Origin of the sequence: Photobacterium angustum, from assembly GCF_003026365.1 — a bacterium.
In the GTDB taxonomy this organism is placed as follows: Bacteria; Pseudomonadota; Gammaproteobacteria; order Enterobacterales; family Vibrionaceae; genus Photobacterium; species Photobacterium angustum.
The window spans coordinates 60492-77330 of the sequence record NZ_PYOM01000008.1 but is presented as its reverse complement, the minus strand read 5'-3'; the positions used below and the strand labels follow the sequence as shown (position 1 = coordinate 77330).

Genomic DNA, 16839 nt, shown 5'->3' with positions numbered 1-16839 from the left:
ATTTCTTTATGAAACTAAAAGCGACAATGGCTGCTGCAATTATGCTTTCTACGATGGCATTTTCAACAACAGCTTCAGCTGATACATTTACATTAGGTCGTACTATTCTTCTTGAAGCTAAAAATAGTCACGCTAAGATCCCTGTACCACTTTGTCGTAATACTAAATCGATTCAGATTAAAGCTGAACGTGATGTGTTTTTAACAAAAGTAGTCTTTAAATTTCAAAATGGCTCTTCGCGCGTATTCCAGTTTCAACGCAAATTAGATAAAAACGAAAAAACAGATTGGCGTCGCTTCTCTTATGAGCGCTGTGTAACAGATATTCAAGTGCATGGCCGTGCTGAAGATGGCAGTGCAGGCATTAAAGTTCTCGGTCGTCGATAAGCAAATTTATTTAAAAACAAGAGCGCTATTAATAGCGCTCTTGTTTTTTATATCTCTATAATATTGCCAGACTGACTTACATTTCACTTGGACTTAAACGATACACAAATGCCGATTGTTCAGAGCCATCGTCAAGAATAACGGTGATCACTACACGGTCATACCCCTCGCCTTCAAACTCATCAATTCGCTGCCAATGCGTTGTTAAATCATCAGACGTAAAGAGTAAGCCTTGAACACGTTCCCCTTCTGATTGCGGTACAAAAGCAGGATAACCTAATGTCGCTCCTTTACCGTTTGGGTAAATAAATCCAATTGCGCTCGCTTTTTGCCAAGAACCTTTCAAATCAGAAAGCACATAGGCATTAGATTGTTCTGGCGCCAAAGTGCCATAAACGAATAATGTATTAAGCACGAATGATGAATCCTCACTACAAGTCACACCTTATTAACTAAACTATAAACCTAAGGAAACGACACATTTAAAGCAATAATAAAAAACGCTAATTATTGTGTTCTCGTTTAAAGTTTACATGCTAAATATCAGACTTTAGTGTAATATCCAGCCCCCGAACACACTAGATTCTCGGTGCTGTGCACCATAACGAACGATATCGAGGCGATATGCAATTACTCGAAGCCAAACTCCATAAAATTGACCGTCATAATTACCGCAGCTATACGAGTATGCGCGGTGAATACCACTTCGTTGATTTCGACTTTTATATTGATACCGTTCAATCGGATCCGTTTGCTCCGGCTTCTCGAGTACGTGCTCGTCGTGCATGGTCACTTACAGACTTAGAATGGTTACGTGAAAAATCTTCAGTCTATCAATGTGCAGCACGAGATTTTATTGCTCGCTTTTTTGCTGATTTATCACAACAAGATAATGCAGTACTTATTGATATGCCTGGACAGGTGATCCTTGACCGTACAGCAGTGGTATTTGATGATGAAGGTATCGAATTACGTTTTCGTGTAAACCTTCCGGCTGACGGTCGTACCATCATTGCTAAGCGTACAATGAATCTATTAACTTTCCACCTACCAAAAATGATCCGCCGTGCAACGATTGCACGCGAATTACCAATGGAAGAGTTAAAGGCCCACTGTGAAGCAGCAGAAGATCAAGTAGCACTTCGTGCACAGTTAAAAGAACATAAGCTATTAGCTTTTGTTGCTGATGGTAGTATTCTTCCTCGCCTTGCTGGTAACAGTGATTTACCACTTCCGAATGCTGTACCTTTTACAAGCCCTGATAACCTAGCAGTAGAGCTTGAAGCGCCACACAAAGGTAAAATCCGTGGTATGGGTATTCCTGAGGGAATTACTTTAATTGTTGGTGGTGGTTTTCATGGTAAATCAACGCTATTAAGTGCCATTGAGCGTTCTGTTTACGATCATATCCCTGGTGATGGTCGTGAGTACGTGGTAACCAATTATAATGCCGCTAAGATACGCGCTGAAGATGGTCGTTGTGTTCATAATGTTGATCTATCGCCTTACATCAGCAACTTACCTATGGGCAAAGACACCACAGCATTTACTAGCCAAAATGCATCAGGTTCAACTTCACAAGCTTCTTGGTTACAAGAATCGATCGAAGCTGGTGCTGAAGCATTATTGATTGATGAAGATACTTCTGCATCAAACTTTATGATCCGTGATGAGCGCATGCAGGCTCTGATTTGTAAAGATGATGAGCCAATTACGCCACTTGTTGACCGTATAGCTTTACTTCGCGATCAGCATGATATATCAGTAATGCTTGTTATGGGTGGCTCTGGTGACTATTTAGATGTTGCCGATACTGTTATTCAGATGCATAACTATGAAGCAGTAGATGTAACAGATAAAGCACGTGAAGTTGTTGCTTCTCACCCTACCCGACGTAAAGCTGAAGGCACAGAAGTTATTGTTCGTCCTCGCACGCGCCAAATAAACCGTAGCGCGCTGCAAGCGTTACTTGAAGAAGGAAAATTCCGTATTCAAGTGAAAGATAAAACATCGTTACGCTTTGGTCGTGAATACGTTGATTTACAGGCGTTAGAACAAGTGGCTCATCCTAGTCAGTTACTTGCTATTGGTTACTTATGGTTCCAACTTGCACAACTTAAAGGTTGGGAAAAAGTCCCTGCGCGTGCATTCGCTAACATGCTGCATGATAATTGGGCTGATATGATGCCTAAATACGGCGAAATGTCGAAACCTCGTGTAATTGAGGTAATGGCTGTACTTAACCGTATGCGCAAAGCTGAATTTAAGTAATAACTTTAAATATCAATAGCAATAGCAATAGCAATAGCAATAGCAATAGCAATAAATGATAAAAGCCCACATATCGCATCAAGTAATATGTGGGCTTTATATTATCTGGATTTATATTAAGATCTGGCGTATTTGATAAAGTCATCCACTGATAATGGTTTGCTAAAATAGTAACCTTGAATCAAGTCGATTGATAAATTCTTAACTTTATTCAACTCTTCTTCTGTTTCTACCCCTTCCATTATAATTGGAAGTTTCCATGTATCTAAAAGATCGATAATTTTTGTTAATATATCAAAGGAAATAATGTCATTTTTAGAGGATATAAACATCCGGTCTACTTTAATAATATCAATCGGCAGCTTATGCATCGTTAAAAAGTTAGAATACCCTGTGCCAAAATCATCCAGTGCCCATTTAACACTATGAGAATGCAGTAAACACATTGCTTCTTTAACATCTGCTATATAATCAAAACGCTTATCACGTTCAGTTAACTCAAACGTTATTCTATTTTTTAAACGAGGGTTCTGCGTTAAAAAATGAATAACACTTTCAACAAAATAATCATCCAATAGCATATTAACAGTGACATTTACTGAAAAATACATATCTGAGTTGATTGTATCAAGAAGTTCTTGATCAATGGCTAACTGATTAAGTAACTCTAACGTAACTGTGTTGATTTGCCCTGAATCTTCTAAAATATTAATAAAGCTAGCAGGTGACAATATTTTTTGCTTTTTATAATTCCAACGACAAAGTAACTCAACGCCAACAAATCGATTCTTTTCAATAGAATACACGCCTTGATAAAAAGGAATAAATTCTTTATTTCTAATACCTGCATTAATATCAATTAAGATATTATCTTGTCTAACTTGAACTTTTTCAATCACTGAAGGAATGAGTAAAATAATCATTAAAACAGGAAGAAATGCAATCAAATAAATATCTAAAAAATGTGAAAGTGATATTCCTGTAATAACGCTAAGACTTAAGCCATGCAGTGTATCCTCTGCAATAGTAAAGGTATCTTCATTATTTCCGGATAAAATCGTATTATCGATGTTACTCACAACATAGGAGCTAAATATACTACTTGGAGGCGTGATCGCTTCTTGATAGAAAATCATTTGATAGAAACCACTGCCAAATTTAAACATATAAATAAAAGCGGGAGAACCATAAATATCTTTTTTATCGATATAATAATAAACAGCTTTATTTTTATATTCATCCACTTTATTTGATAAGTCTGCAACAATATCTTTCTTAATAGATACATCACGGTCTGAATAAATATATTTACCGTCTTTAATATAGAATATACCCTTCAAATCCTTATTATCCACTACGATTTGTTCTAACATCGCTTGTCGTTGATCTTTAGGGATTTGGTTATAATGACTGCGTATCACCTTTTCTTCTGGTTCATGAACAGCAGTATATATTTCATAAGCGACAGATTCATTAACGCTATGTCCTGCAATGTAGGAGTACAGTAGCGAAACGATGAAAGTAAATATCAGACTAAGTACAAAGATAATGTAACTTTTCTTATTGTTTTTCTTTGAAGCTGCCATTTTATTCTAATATGTTATATTTATGGCCAAATGATACCCTATAAGCATCTCTCGCTCATATAAAGATACTTATTGTCACGACAAAAAATACAAATGAAAGAAGCTTTAATCAAAACCACTAACATATGACGTTAAGATAGCGGATTAACCTAAAATCAACTATAATATGCCACCATTTTAACGGCAAGATGATTACATCCATAAGCAACTGAGTTTATGAATGTAATCGGCTATAGCCGACAGTTTAGGAACAAAGCATGTCATTCTTATCACAAGGTTTTTCTCAAGATTTAGTTAAAGCATTAACTGAAATAGGTTATGAAAAACTCACACCAGTGCAACAAAAAGCTATCCCTCAAGCACGTCGCGGTGCTGATATTCTTGCACTAGCACAAACAGGTACAGGCAAAACTGCCGCTTTTTCACTGCCAATTATTCAAAAATTAATTGAAAAACCAAAATCAAAAAGCCGCTTTAATGTTCGTGCTCTAATTTTGGCACCTACTCGTGAGTTAGCAGAGCAAATTGCTAACAACATCAATGAGTATGCAAAATATACTGACGTAAACTGTACTGCTATTTTTGGTGGTAAGAAAATGTCAACGCAAGAAAAACGTCTTGAGCAAGGTGTTGATATTCTTGTGGCAACTCCAGGTCGCTTAATCGAGCATATGGAATTGAATAACGTTTCGCTTGCGAATCTAGAGTTCTTAGTATTTGATGAAGCTGACCGTATGCTTGATATGGGCTTTATTGGTGCTATTCGCGTTATTCTTGATGATATTCGCACCAAGCCACAAACCATGTTGTTCTCAGCAACGTCATCAGCACAAATGAATTCATTAGCATCTGATATTCTTCATAAACCACAACGTATTACTGTAACACCTGAAAACAGTACTGCTGATACTATTGCTCACGTGGTTTACCCTGTTGATGAAGATCGCAAGCGTGAAATGCTGTCTGAATTAATAGGTAAAAAGAACTGGAAACAAGTACTCGTTTTCGTTAATTACAAAGAAACAGCAAATCAACTAGTTAAAGAATTAAAACTCGACGGTATTAAAGCAGTACTTTGCCACGGTGATAAAGCACAAAGTGCTCGTCGTCGTGCATTAGAAGAGTTTAAAGAAGGTAAAGCTCGTGTAATGGTTGCAACAGAAGTTGCTGCTCGTGGTCTTGATATTCAGAGCTTACCTTATGTAGTTAACTACGACATGCCTTTCCTTGCAGAGGATTACGTTCACCGCATTGGCCGTACAGGTCGTGCAGGACAAAAAGGTAATGCTATTTCTTTTGTTAGTCGTGAAGAAGAACTAACATTAGTGCAAATTGAACGCTTGATCGGTCAACGTATTCACCGTGTTCAATTAATCGGTTATGAACCAAAGAGCCGTGATGCATTACTTGAGCGTATGCACTCAAAGCCTGCTTTCAGTCAACGTGAAGGGCGTAAGAATAACCCAACACAAGATCAGTCAGCCGCAGAGCGCCGTGCACGTTTACGCCGCGCTATCAACATTAAAGCGACGAAGATCACTACACTTAAAAAGTAAGTTTTTTCTTAGTGTTTGATTCGAATAAAAATGATTAAAAAAGCCGAACATATTATGCTCGGCTTTTCTTATTTAGGGCAATACACGCTGTTGTGATTGAGTTGGATAGATCTGACACCAATCATTTTTCATGTCAACGACTTGCCATTTATTCTGTTTCGCCGCTTCCATCAGCGCTGGTGTAAACTTACCCTCAAATGAGTCTGCACCATACTTCCACTCACGCTTTGCATCAGTGTGGTGGATTAACATACCGAGGCTAATACCTTGTTGAGAGGTCGTCCATTTCAACATCGCTTCGTCACCAGTAGAATTACCAATGGCTAAGATTGGACGTTTTCCAATAATGGTTTCAATGTTGATCGCTTTCTGTGGGCCATCATTGATGTAAATCAGCTTCTTGTTTTTCTCTAATTGACCATCTTTATAGTCATAACCAAAAGCGGTACCGATCACATTTTGTGCTGGGATATGATAAATCGCTTCGCTCCATGGTTTAACGAAAGAGCTTCCTCCACCTGTTACAATGAAGACATCAAATTGGTGAGCTTGTAAGTAATCAATCAGTTCAATCATTGGTTGAAATACCAACGATGAATAAGGACTGTTAAAACGTGTTGATTGATTATTTTTAAGCCAATTAAGTATATCTTGCTTATATTCAGCAGGCGTCATACCTGATTGCGCCGTTTCTAAGATAGGTACTAATGCATCCCATCCTTTTTTGAAAATCGCATCAGTATTGTTATTTAAAACCCAACTATAAGGTGCGGTAGTTTTCCACTCTGGATGATTAGCACTCTTCTTTTTTATTTGATCAAAAGCAAATAAGAACTGAGTATAGGTTGGCTTTTCTGACCATAATGTACCGTCATTATCAATCACAGCAATACGATCAATAGGTTTTACATAATCCTTACTACCTTCTGTCGTTACTTTTTCAACAAAATTCAATAATGCACTTCTTGGTTGACTATTTGCCCATAACGGCAACGAGGCCGTATTCTGCTGACATTCGACACTGAAAGCCGGTAAAGTAAACAGTGATAACACTACACCCACAAGCCCTATAACTATTGCTTTATTCTTATTCACACTGATATTCCAGATATTAAAAAAGGGTAAGTTAAATAATAACTTACCCTTTCAGAAATGCGAGAAAATATCCCTCTTAGCTATAATCTGAGTATGGATTTACCGTACCCAGATCAATTTCTTGCTCAAATTCAGATAAACGCAGGCTATCTTGCGTAATGGTAATTGAATTTTCATCCATAACCGATTCACCAAAATAATAACGAATTTTCTCATCACCATGACATGCTGCTTTATTATTTGCAGTTGTGACATCTGATACGGCTTGGTTACGTTGATGATAACTTGCCATCACATCATCACCGTATTTTGCACCAAGCATCTCAATCGTTTGAGTCGGTGACAATACTAATCCTGTGGCGTTATTACCGCCAAAACCTTTAGCATTTAAGATCACGGCTTTATAATCGAGTCCTTTGTCACCAGCAAATTGGTGATCCATCAAGATATTTAAGTTTGAATGGTGAACATCATCAGCAATGTGATCGATGGTTTTAATTCCCGGGATCCAACCATGTTGCCATACACCCAACGATGCCACTAACTGATCACCTGCAGCAGCACTCATTGAGTGACCGACGTACGATTTAATCGCCGTTACAGGCCAATTATCAATCTTAAAGGTTTTTGCTACTTCATTAAGAATGTGGCTTTCAGTAACACGGTTTTGTGGGGTACCTGTACCATGCGCTTGAACGAAAGTTTGCTTAACGCCTTTTTCGCCTAAAATCGCTTTCGCCAATGCTGTCGCTTTTGCCACAGTAACATAGTTGCCTACACCCGGAGCTGAGATTGATTTTTTGTTTGCATCAGCATTTACAAATACATCAGCAACCGATCCGTAAATATTTGCACCAAGTTTTAATGCTAATTCATCATCCATTAGCACAACAAACTGTGCTGACTCTGCCATGGTAAAGCCAGCATTTGCGGAGAATGGACGGCAAGCACGGCGATTATCAACCACATCGCTATTATCAAGTGCTTTAAGCTGAGCATCTTCTGCCAGTGCGCCCATAACACGGAAACCTTCCATAATTTCAGGTATCACTGGTGCTTCCGCATTACCGACAATCACTACTTTTGATTTGCCATGCTGAATATCATACATACCTTGACGGAGATTATATAGGAATGTGGCACATGCACCCATGTTGGTACCAGTTGTACCAACACTGTTAATGACATAGCCATTGATAAAGTCAGCAGGCATTTCAGCCAATGACAACGCCATCATTTTAGAACTAACACGTCCACCTGTAAGGGAGGCTGCAAGCATACCACCCAATGAATTATCATCGATTTGTGCTAAACCACTTCCTGCATAAACTGACACTTCATCGGGCTTAATATGTTCAAGAATTTCATCCCACTCAACGCCCAATGAATTTATTGCATCTGATGCGCCATAAATGGTTAAGCTAAGTCCACGAGGATGGAAACGTGAGTTGTATAAAGAAGCTGGATTAAAACCTGCAGGAATATTTCCACCACTGGTAACAGGGAAAACAATACGATCTTCGATCAATGCATCGAGGTTACCATTAACCGTGATATGTACTTTGCTCCCATCCACTTCGACTTCCCAATTATCAGGAATTTTGGTTGGCAGTTTCGATTTACGTAAAGTAAAACAGATCTTATCGTTGTCCGTATTTAAATTAGCTTTATATTGATACAGTAAATTATCTGGATCAAAAGAATCGATACGACGAACAAATGTACCAGCTTTAATCGCATCAATGACGTCAGCAGTAACGTTATTATCGGTTTCCAATCCCATTCGAGAAGCAAGATCTTGCCATGTTGATTCCATCACATCAGCTGAGAGAACATCAGCAACCATCAATTTATAGCTATGAAAGCCTGAACTACGACCAGCAGCATTAATGCCGCCTAAACCTACAATTAACGGTAACTTTGCCATTTAAAATCCCTGACTTATATTTAAACACTGTTTTAAAACAGGATAACAGTATTAGATTGTTTATCATCTTATATTTATGCCAAAATAACCGCCATATGCGCCAAATATAAAAATAACAAGCCACATAATTAATATTCTGATCACACAGGAGAAGGTATGAAAATTGGATTTGTGCTTTATCACCGAGCTTTGATCACAGGAATATCACTAAGCGCAGAAATGCTCACCAGTGCAGCTAGCCTTCGTGATCGAAAAAGCCAAAAAGCTAACCCGTTTGAAATCAAGGTCATTGCTCCTAGCCTCATATCACCTAAATTAACTGCTGGTATTCGTATTCAACCTGATTGTACCTTTGCAAATGACGAGTCATTTGATGTCATTATATTACCGCCCATGTGGGGGAACCCATTAGCTTCACTTACCAAACATCCTGAAATTCCTCATTGGCTCATTAAGCAGTACCAAAATGGCGCTAAGATTATTGCGACAGGAACAGGCGTTATCTGGCTTGCTGAAACGGGTTTATTAGACCATCAAACAGCCACTACTCATTGGTATTTTCACGATAAATTCTCTCAGTTATATCCAAAGGTAAAACTCAATAAGCAGGCATCAATCACGTCCGCCAATGGGCTTTATTGCACCGAAAGTATTAACTCACAAACAGAAATGGTGTTGTATTTTATAACGAATAATTTTGGTCAGAAGATTGCCAAAACGATAGAGACACATTATGGACATGAGATCAGTAAATCCGATCATCAACCATTTTATGAAATTGGAGGGCAGGTACAATTTGATGAATCAATTGCTTTAGCGCAAGATTGGATCAGACTGAATATGAATAAATCGATCACCGCAAAAAATATGGCAGAACATTGCCAATTACCTTTACGCACTTTCAATCGTAAATTTAAAGATCAGGTAGGGTTGGCACCTCACCAATATCTTCAAAAGATGCGAATGGTTACCGCTAAAGAGCTTCTGCGCGATTTTGGAATGACAATCAATGATGTCTCAGAACAAGTGGGTTATAAAGATAGTTATCATTTCTCTACCGTGTTTAAAAAAGAATTCGATGTAACTCCGAACCAATACCGAAAAATGGTAAGAGCTAAAGCCTATAATGCTTAGGTACTTTTAAAATTGAAGACTTAAAGACTGAAAGTTCTTAATGTGTTTAAACATATATCACATCAAGATAACATTCACTGCAAAACAATATATCTCGTCCTAAGCACGTTGATAAACACAAAAAAGCCGAGTTAAATAACTCGGCTTTTATTTAGCAATCTAATTTAATAAATAAATTATGCTTCTGTGCGAGGCTTGCGAGGAGCACCATCACGGTTGCCACGGTAACCACCACGTGTATCATTACCACGGTTACGGTCAAAGCGACGCTCACCACCACGGTTGCCATCACGATTACCTTCACGATTACCACGGTAGCCACCACGGTTGCCGTCACGGTTGCCGCTACGAGGACGGTGTTCACGAAGAACTTCGCCTTCAACAACTACTGCTTTAACATCATTTTGACGAATGCGTAGTTTCTTAAGCTGAGCAGCTACTTCTGCTGTCATTTTCTTAGGAAGCTGAACAAAAGTATGCGTTGGAGCAAGTTTGATTGCACCAATGAACTCTTTGCTTAGGCCAAGTTCGTTTGCGATTGCGCCAACGATATCTTTAACCTGAACACCTTGCTCACGACCAACTTGTAACTGATAAGTATCCCAATCAGCATTGTTGTATGAACGACGCTCGCCACCGCGCTCACGACGGTCGCCACGATCGTTACCACGACGCTCACGGCGTTGTGATTCACGCTCGATAGCAGCGATCATTGGGTCTGGACCTTTATAGAATAAAGGACGGTTACCTTGCTGACGCTGAAGAAGCATTGCTGCTAATGTTGCTGCATCAACATCGATTGATTCTTGTAGTTTTTCTACAAGTTCAACAAACGCTTCTACACTTGTTTGTTCTTTTTGTGCTGCTAGTTCTTCACCTAAACGGTTTAAACGAGATGCAGCAACTAAATCACGTAGAGGAAGTTGAATCTCTTCCATGCGAGACTTAGTAACACGCTCGATAGTACGAAGCATACGAATTTGGTTTGTGCGAACTAATAGAATCGCTTTACCAGTACGTCCTGCACGACCTGTACGACCTATACGGTGAATATAAGATTCAACATCGAATGGGATATCGTAGTTAAATACGTGAGTAATACGTGGAACATCAAGACCACGTGCTACAACGTCAGTTGCAACTAGAATATCAATAACACCACGTTTGATATGATCAACAGTACGCTCACGTAGCGACTGTGGAATATCACCGTGAAGTGCCGCAGCTTTAAAGCCACGAGAAGATAACCAATCAGCTAGACGCTCAGTATCTTGACGAGTACGAACGAATACGATTGATGCATCAGTATCTTCAGTTTCAAGTAGACGACTCATTGCTTCGTCTTTCTCTACGCCTTTAACAACCCAGAACTGCTGCTCTACTTTAGAGACAGTACGGTTTTCACCAGCAACGTCAATACGTGCAGGATTACGTAGGAAACGATCAACGATTTCTTTAACGATAGGAGGCATAGTTGCAGAGAAAAGCACACGCTGTGCTGTTTCTGGTGCTTGTTCCATGATCCAAGTTACATCGTCAACGAAGCCCATCTTCAACATTTCATCAGCTTCATCAAGAACAAAAGTATGTACTTCGTCTAGTTGAAGTTGCTTACGTGAGATAAGGTCTTTAACACGACCAGGTGTACCAACAACAATGTGAGCACCATTTTTAAGTGCACGCATTTGATCAACGATTGAAGCACCGCCATAAATTTCAAGAACCTTTAGGCCTTTGATATTTTGACCAAGTACTTTAATTTCTGCAGCAACCTGAATTGCAAGCTCACGCGTTGGAGCCATAACAATTGCTTGTGGTTTGTGCTGAGATAAGTCAACTTTGTTTAGTACAGGCAGTGAGAATGCTGCTGTTTTACCAGTACCTGTCTGCGCTTTACCAAGAGCATCAGTACCAGTTAGTAGTAGAGGTATAGACGCTGCCTGAATCGGCGTTGGCGCTACAAAGCCCATGTTGTCTAGTGCAGATAGAAGTGTGTCGGCCAAGTCTAGTTGGCGAAATTCTGTTACAGTTTCTTGCATTGGGATCCCAATATATGAACGACTTAAAAACGGGGCCCCTTTGCTACATACGGGTTCTGCAACAGCAACCTCAAGCACGGGCCTCGACTAATAGGGGGCGTATTGTGGGGTAATACTTGATAAAAAGCCAGAAAAAATTGAGGAATGTCACAAAATAAGTCTCAAATTACTATTTCTTGAACAATTAGAACATCTGATAAACATAAATATTCATACACTAGTTATTATTTAACCTATCTTACTGTTAATACATTAAATATACCGAGTAAAGTAATCCTAGTAGCTAATCACCTCTCATTTATTGCCAACAGTTCCTTATCTTATAAATAGAATTCCAAATATCTTTCCTTTACCTTTCTTATTTGAAAAATGATTAATTAACACTCACCACTGCACATTAACTTAACTCTAAAGGTTCAATCATAACTCACTGATAAATAATGATATTTAAGCGCAATCTATTTAATTAACTCAAGACTTATATATCAATCATAAGTTAAAACATAATAAAGGTCGTATTAGCCCCCTTTATGATCTCAGCGCTTTATTTTTAATACCTTTACATTTCCGATATTAACCTTTTCCCTAAATTTTCTTAGGTGTTATGCAAAATATGCATCACTTTTATTAAATCCTACTAATGAAAAACACATTTAACGAAAATATCCTGCTCAAATATTGGTTTTATCAACCCAAAAAAGTATAGTGTCAACGTCAATAATCTGAGACCAGGTATAATGTTTCAAGATAATCCGCTGTTAGCACAGCTTAAAAAGCAAATTCAAGAAACACTTCCTAAAAAGGAAGGTTATATCAAAGCAACTGATCGTGGCTTTGGCTTTCTAGAAACCGATAACAAAGAAAGCTTTTTTGTTCCACCTCTGTATATGAAAAACGTTATGCACGGTGATCGTGTTATAGCAGTTATTCGCACAGAAAAGGAACGTGAAGTAGCTGAGCCACAAGAGTTAATTGAACAATCAATGACACGCTTTATTGGTCGAGTGAAGCTAATTCGTGATCGCTTGCACGTTGTGCCTGATCATCCTCAGCTTAAAGATGCCATTAAAGCCAAAGCCGTTAAAGGTTTAAACCCTGAAACGCTTAAAGAAGGTGATTGGGTTGTTGCAACGCTAACTCGCCACCCTCTTACAGACAACAACAAAACATTCTTCTGTGATATTAAAGAGAAAATCACAGACAGTAATGACAAAATTGCACCGTGGTGGGTTACGTTAGCACGCCATGAACTACCTAATGCAGAACCAGCACCACAAGAAAGCTGGGCTATGCTAGATGAAGCGCTTGAACGCCAAGATCTCACTGATTTACCTTTTATTACCATTGATGGTGAATCAACTAAAGATATGGATGATGCCATCTACACAGTTGCAAATGCTGATGGTAGCTTTGACATTACTATTGCGATCGCAGATCCAACATCTTACATTGCTGTTGGCGATAAGATGGATGATGAAGCCCGTGAGCGTGGTTTTACTATCTATTTGCCAGGTCGTAATATTCCAATGCTTCCTCGTGAATTAAGTGATGAGCTTTGTTCATTAATTGAAAACGAGCAGCGCCCTACGCTTTGTTGCCAAGTTACTGTCGATAAAGAGGGTGTTATCCAAGATAATATTTCTTTCTTCGCTGCATGGATAAAATCGCAAGGCCGTCTATCTTACGATAACGTTTCTGATTTCCTAGAAAATGGTAGTTGTGAAAATTGGACACCAAACGCTGAGATCGAACAACAAGTTCGTGCATTACAGGCGTTTGCTGACGCACGTACTAAATGGCGTAAAGAGAACGCTGTTGTATTCCCAGATCGTCCAGATTACCGTTTTGAATTAAGTGAAGATAACGATGTTGTTGCTATTCATACTGATGCGCGTCGTACAGCAAATCGTATGATTGAAGAGGCAATGATCACAGCTAATATTTGTGCTGGTCGTGCGCTACAAGAAAAATTCGGCACTGGCGTATTTAACGTTCATAGCGGTTTTAACCCTGAAAAGTTAGATACTGCAATGGAATTTTTAACCAGTGCTGAAGCACCTTTTGAAAAAGAACAATTGCTTGAGTTAAATGGCTTTAGTGCTTTACGTCGTTGGCTAAACACGCTTGATAGTACTTATTTAGATAATCGCTTACGTAAATTCCAGGCATACAGTGAAGTGGCAAATACACCAGCTCCTCACTATGCAATGGGCTTAGATGTTTACGCAACTTGGACATCACCTATCCGTAAGTACGGCGATATGATTAACCATCGCCTATTAAAAGCACTAATCACAGGTAATGAGCCAAGCCAAACTCCTGATGATAATGTCGGTGATGAAATTGCCTTACACCGTCGTCGCCACCGCATGGCTGAGCGTGATGTTTCAGATTGGCTATATGTTCGTTTGCTAAAAGACGCAGTTAAAAATGCTACCGTCTTTAATGCTGAAGTTTTCGATATTAATCGTGCTGGTATGCGTGTACGCCTATTAGAAAATGGCGCTGCCGCATTTATTCCTAGCTCATTAATTCTAGATAATAAAGAACGTATTAGCTGTAGCGGTGAACTCGGTATTATCACTATTGATGGCGTGAAAGAATATCAATTGGGCGATACCTTTGAAGTAACACTTGCTGAAATACGTAATACAACTCGTCAACTTATTGCTAAACCAGTTAAACAGTTCCCTGCACCTGAAAAATCAGAGAATACTGAGTCAGCAATTGTTGAAGAAAATAAAGAAGAAGTTAAAGCATAAATCTTCTGTTATCACTTCAAAAAGGTCAGCCTTTGCTGGCCTTTTTTATAACTAAAATTATTGGAAAGTCAGTCTATGAAGTCAACAATCGCCGAAAATGCTCAAGCGCTTAATGATATTGAGCAAACGGTTCAGCAATGGCTAAATGATGTTGTGATTGGTTTAAACCTTTGCCCTTTTGCTGCTAAACCTCAACGTAACAAGCAAATTAAAATTCATGTAAGCAGCGATAAGACTGAAAACGACCTACTTGAGTCCATCTATTTGCAGCTTAAAGAACTCGACGAAATGCCACCACAAGAGTTAGAAACGACACTTGTTGTCGCACCTTATTTACTTGAGGATTTTGAAGACTACAATCAATTCCTTGATTTAGTCGAAGGGCTTGTCGTTCAACTGGGTAAAAGTGGCATATATCAAATCGCTAGTTTTCATCCAGATTACTGCTTTTATGGCACAGAGCCCGAAGATGCTGAAAACCTAACAAACCGCTCACCCTACCCTATTTTTCATTTGATCCGTGAAGAAAGTATGGAGAAGGTACTTAAGCATTACCCTGATCCTGAGGCGATCCCTGAGCGAAATATTGACTGTGTTGAAAATTTAACGCCTGAGCAAATTAAACAACTTTTTCCCTACCTAAAATTGTAAATAGATAATTTAAGTTATTGATGTGTTAGCCGATATAGCTAAAATAGTCGCTACGGCTAACATGTTCATGGAAGAGAATAAATACGAATAATTATTAGGCTCGTATTCGCTCATAAACAAACGTATTTATTGAAGGTTAAGATTAATGCTCCTTTTTTCACACTTTCGTTCAGCAGGCATGCGGTTAATGATCCCGCTAACGATAGCAATCTTAATGTTAATAGCATTACCTTTTTCCACAGTCTCATTGGCTAACTATCAAGATCTTCTCGTTAATATTCCCTATATTCTATTTACGATAGTTATTTTTCTAAGCCAACCATTTAATCAAGGCAGAACCGGTTATGTTGCACTAATTATGTTAGTTGCATATCTAATCATCATTCATTACCTGCAAACGCCTTTAACAAACGATAACATTAAACTTATTTTTAGCTTACTTGCAGGTTTACTCCCCTTTAATCTTCTACAAGTGCATATCATGCCTGATAAGCGCTTATTTTCTCGTTTTGGCGCACTATTTTCTGTATTTTTACTGCTACAAGTAGGATGGGCTGCTTTAGTATATAAACACTTTAACGGTACAGATCTTACATCTTGGTGGGATACATACCTTTTTACTTATCGAAACTTGTCGCTATTACCATTAGTTATATTGTTATTAAATCTCGCCTTGGTATGTAGCAGTGCATCAACGCTTTTGAAACGAAACCATAGTTCAGATCAAGCCGTCTTCATTTGCTTGCTGTTTAGTTTTGTTACGTTTACCTTTTTCCAATACTCTTTCATCTCTAGTGTTGCATTCAGTATTGTCGCGGTATTACTACTGATTAACATCATCAGTTGTAGCCATGAATTAGCCTTCATTGACCAGCTTACAGAAATCCCGGGCCGCCGTGCTTTAGATAATGAACTTAAGCATTTAGGAAGAACCTATACCTTAGCGATGATCGATGTTGACCATTTTAAGAAATTTAATGACAAATATGGCCATGATACTGGTGACGACGTACTCAAATTAGTTGCTACACTTATGAAAGACATTGATGGTGGTGGCAATGTCTACCGTTATGGTGGGGAAGAGTTCACGATTTTATTCAAAGGGAAAAGTATCGACGAATGTTTACCTTTTCTTGAAGAATTAAGAGAAAAAATTGCAAAATATAAAATGATTATTCGTGATCATAATAAGCGCCCCGCCAGCAATCGAGCAGGATCTAAAGCTCGTGGACAAGATAAAACATCAAAATCAGTCAAAGTAACAGTCAGCATTGGCGTTGCAGAAAACTATTTAGAACAAGAGCCAGAAGATGTTTTAAAACAAGCTGATAACGCATTATATCAAGCGAAAGAGGCAGGCAGGAATCGTGTGCAATGCGCACAATAGCCAAATATTTATAATCACGCTAGTAATATAAAAAATAAACCCGAT

The 16839-nt window shown here is 38.6% G+C and carries 12 protein-coding genes; 7 read left to right on the top strand and 5 right to left on the bottom strand.

What is annotated here, in order from left to right:
• The first annotated feature begins 8 nt into the window (after positions 1-8).
• Positions 9-386 (top strand): DUF2541 family protein, encoded by a 378-nt coding sequence (locus CTN01_RS09825; RefSeq protein ID WP_005364537.1) that lies wholly within the window; start codon positions 9-11, stop codon positions 384-386.
• Positions 387-462: 76 nt separating this feature from the next.
• On the opposite strand, the gene CTN01_RS09820 is transcribed toward CTN01_RS09825, so the two are convergent.
• On the bottom strand, positions 463-801 hold the full coding sequence (locus CTN01_RS09820) for a gamma-glutamylcyclotransferase family protein (RefSeq protein WP_045147545.1): 339 nt from the start codon (positions 799-801) through the stop codon (positions 463-465).
• 209 nt (positions 802-1010) lie between these two features.
• On the opposite strand from CTN01_RS09820, the gene CTN01_RS09815 reads away from it, so the two are divergent.
• The gene (locus tag CTN01_RS09815; RefSeq protein ID WP_045127646.1) at positions 1011-2657 is read left to right on the top strand and encodes an ABC-ATPase domain-containing protein; all 1647 of its coding nucleotides are present in this window, start codon (positions 1011-1013) and stop codon (positions 2655-2657) included.
• A 116-nt stretch (positions 2658-2773) separates the two neighbouring features.
• On the opposite strand, the gene CTN01_RS09810 is transcribed toward CTN01_RS09815, so the two are convergent.
• The gene (locus CTN01_RS09810) at positions 2774-4243 is read right to left on the bottom strand and encodes an EAL domain-containing protein (protein ID WP_045147546.1); all 1470 of its coding nucleotides are present in this window, start codon (positions 4241-4243) and stop codon (positions 2774-2776) included.
• 257 nt (positions 4244-4500) lie between these two features.
• Between CTN01_RS09810 and CTN01_RS09805 the strand changes: the two genes are divergently transcribed.
• Positions 4501-5799, top strand: a complete 1299-nt coding sequence (locus CTN01_RS09805) for a DEAD/DEAH box helicase (protein ID WP_045147549.1) — start codon at positions 4501-4503, stop codon at positions 5797-5799.
• A gap of 72 nt (positions 5800-5871) precedes the next feature.
• Here CTN01_RS09805 and CTN01_RS09800 read toward each other — a convergent pair whose 3' ends face one another.
• Positions 5872-6894: an HAD family hydrolase gene (locus tag CTN01_RS09800; protein ID WP_244155959.1), complete on the bottom strand. Its 1023-nt coding sequence runs from the start codon at positions 6892-6894 to the stop codon at positions 5872-5874.
• A gap of 76 nt (positions 6895-6970) precedes the next feature.
• Positions 6971-8821, bottom strand: coding sequence for a beta-ketoacyl synthase (locus CTN01_RS09795; RefSeq protein ID WP_045147552.1), 1851 nt, complete (start codon positions 8819-8821; stop codon positions 6971-6973).
• A gap of 156 nt (positions 8822-8977) precedes the next feature.
• Between CTN01_RS09795 and CTN01_RS09790 the strand changes: the two genes are divergently transcribed.
• On the top strand, positions 8978-9955 hold the full coding sequence (locus tag CTN01_RS09790; protein WP_045147553.1) for a GlxA family transcriptional regulator: 978 nt from the start codon (positions 8978-8980) through the stop codon (positions 9953-9955).
• Positions 9956-10131: 176 nt separating this feature from the next.
• Here the strand turns inward: CTN01_RS09790 and CTN01_RS09785 are convergent, their stop codons facing one another.
• Entirely contained in the window at positions 10132-11994 is a 1863-nt protein-coding gene (locus CTN01_RS09785; protein ID WP_045147555.1) for a DEAD/DEAH box helicase, read from the bottom strand.
• Positions 11995-12731: 737 nt separating this feature from the next.
• On the opposite strand from CTN01_RS09785, the gene CTN01_RS09780 reads away from it, so the two are divergent.
• The 3 genes from CTN01_RS09780 to CTN01_RS09770 all read left to right on the top strand — a co-directional run bounded on the left by CTN01_RS09780 (position 12732) and on the right by CTN01_RS09770 (position 16794).
• Positions 12732-14756, top strand: a complete 2025-nt coding sequence (locus CTN01_RS09780; RefSeq protein ID WP_045147557.1) for an exoribonuclease II — start codon at positions 12732-12734, stop codon at positions 14754-14756.
• A 75-nt stretch (positions 14757-14831) separates the two neighbouring features.
• Positions 14832-15407: a DUF1415 domain-containing protein gene (locus tag CTN01_RS09775; RefSeq protein WP_045147558.1), complete on the top strand. Its 576-nt coding sequence runs from the start codon at positions 14832-14834 to the stop codon at positions 15405-15407.
• 145 nt (positions 15408-15552) lie between these two features.
• Positions 15553-16794 (top strand): GGDEF domain-containing protein, encoded by a 1242-nt coding sequence (locus tag CTN01_RS09770; RefSeq protein WP_045147559.1) that lies wholly within the window; start codon positions 15553-15555, stop codon positions 16792-16794.
• Positions 16795-16839 lie beyond the last annotated feature (45 nt).

Excerpts from the sequence above, each read along its gene's own strand:
- CTN01_RS09815 (WP_045127646.1), top strand. The coding sequence starts at position 1,011 with ATGCAATTACTCGAAGCCAAACTCCATAAAATTGACCGTCATAATTAC.
- CTN01_RS09810 (WP_045147546.1), bottom strand. The coding sequence starts at position 4,243 with ATGGCAGCTTCAAAGAAAAACAATAAGAAAAGTTACATTATCTTTGTA.
- CTN01_RS09825 (WP_005364537.1), top strand. The coding sequence starts at position 9 with ATGAAACTAAAAGCGACAATGGCTGCTGCAATTATGCTTTCTACGATG.
- CTN01_RS09795 (WP_045147552.1), bottom strand. The coding sequence starts at position 8,821 with ATGGCAAAGTTACCGTTAATTGTAGGTTTAGGCGGCATTAATGCTGCT.
- CTN01_RS09780 (WP_045147557.1), top strand. The coding sequence starts at position 12,732 with ATGTTTCAAGATAATCCGCTGTTAGCACAGCTTAAAAAGCAAATTCAA.
- CTN01_RS09770 (WP_045147559.1), top strand. The coding sequence starts at position 15,553 with ATGCTCCTTTTTTCACACTTTCGTTCAGCAGGCATGCGGTTAATGATC.
- CTN01_RS09785 (WP_045147555.1), bottom strand. The coding sequence starts at position 11,994 with ATGCAAGAAACTGTAACAGAATTTCGCCAACTAGACTTGGCCGACACA.
- CTN01_RS09775 (WP_045147558.1), top strand. The coding sequence starts at position 14,832 with ATGAAGTCAACAATCGCCGAAAATGCTCAAGCGCTTAATGATATTGAG.
- CTN01_RS09790 (WP_045147553.1), top strand. The coding sequence starts at position 8,978 with ATGAAAATTGGATTTGTGCTTTATCACCGAGCTTTGATCACAGGAATA.
- CTN01_RS09805 (WP_045147549.1), top strand. The coding sequence starts at position 4,501 with ATGTCATTCTTATCACAAGGTTTTTCTCAAGATTTAGTTAAAGCATTA.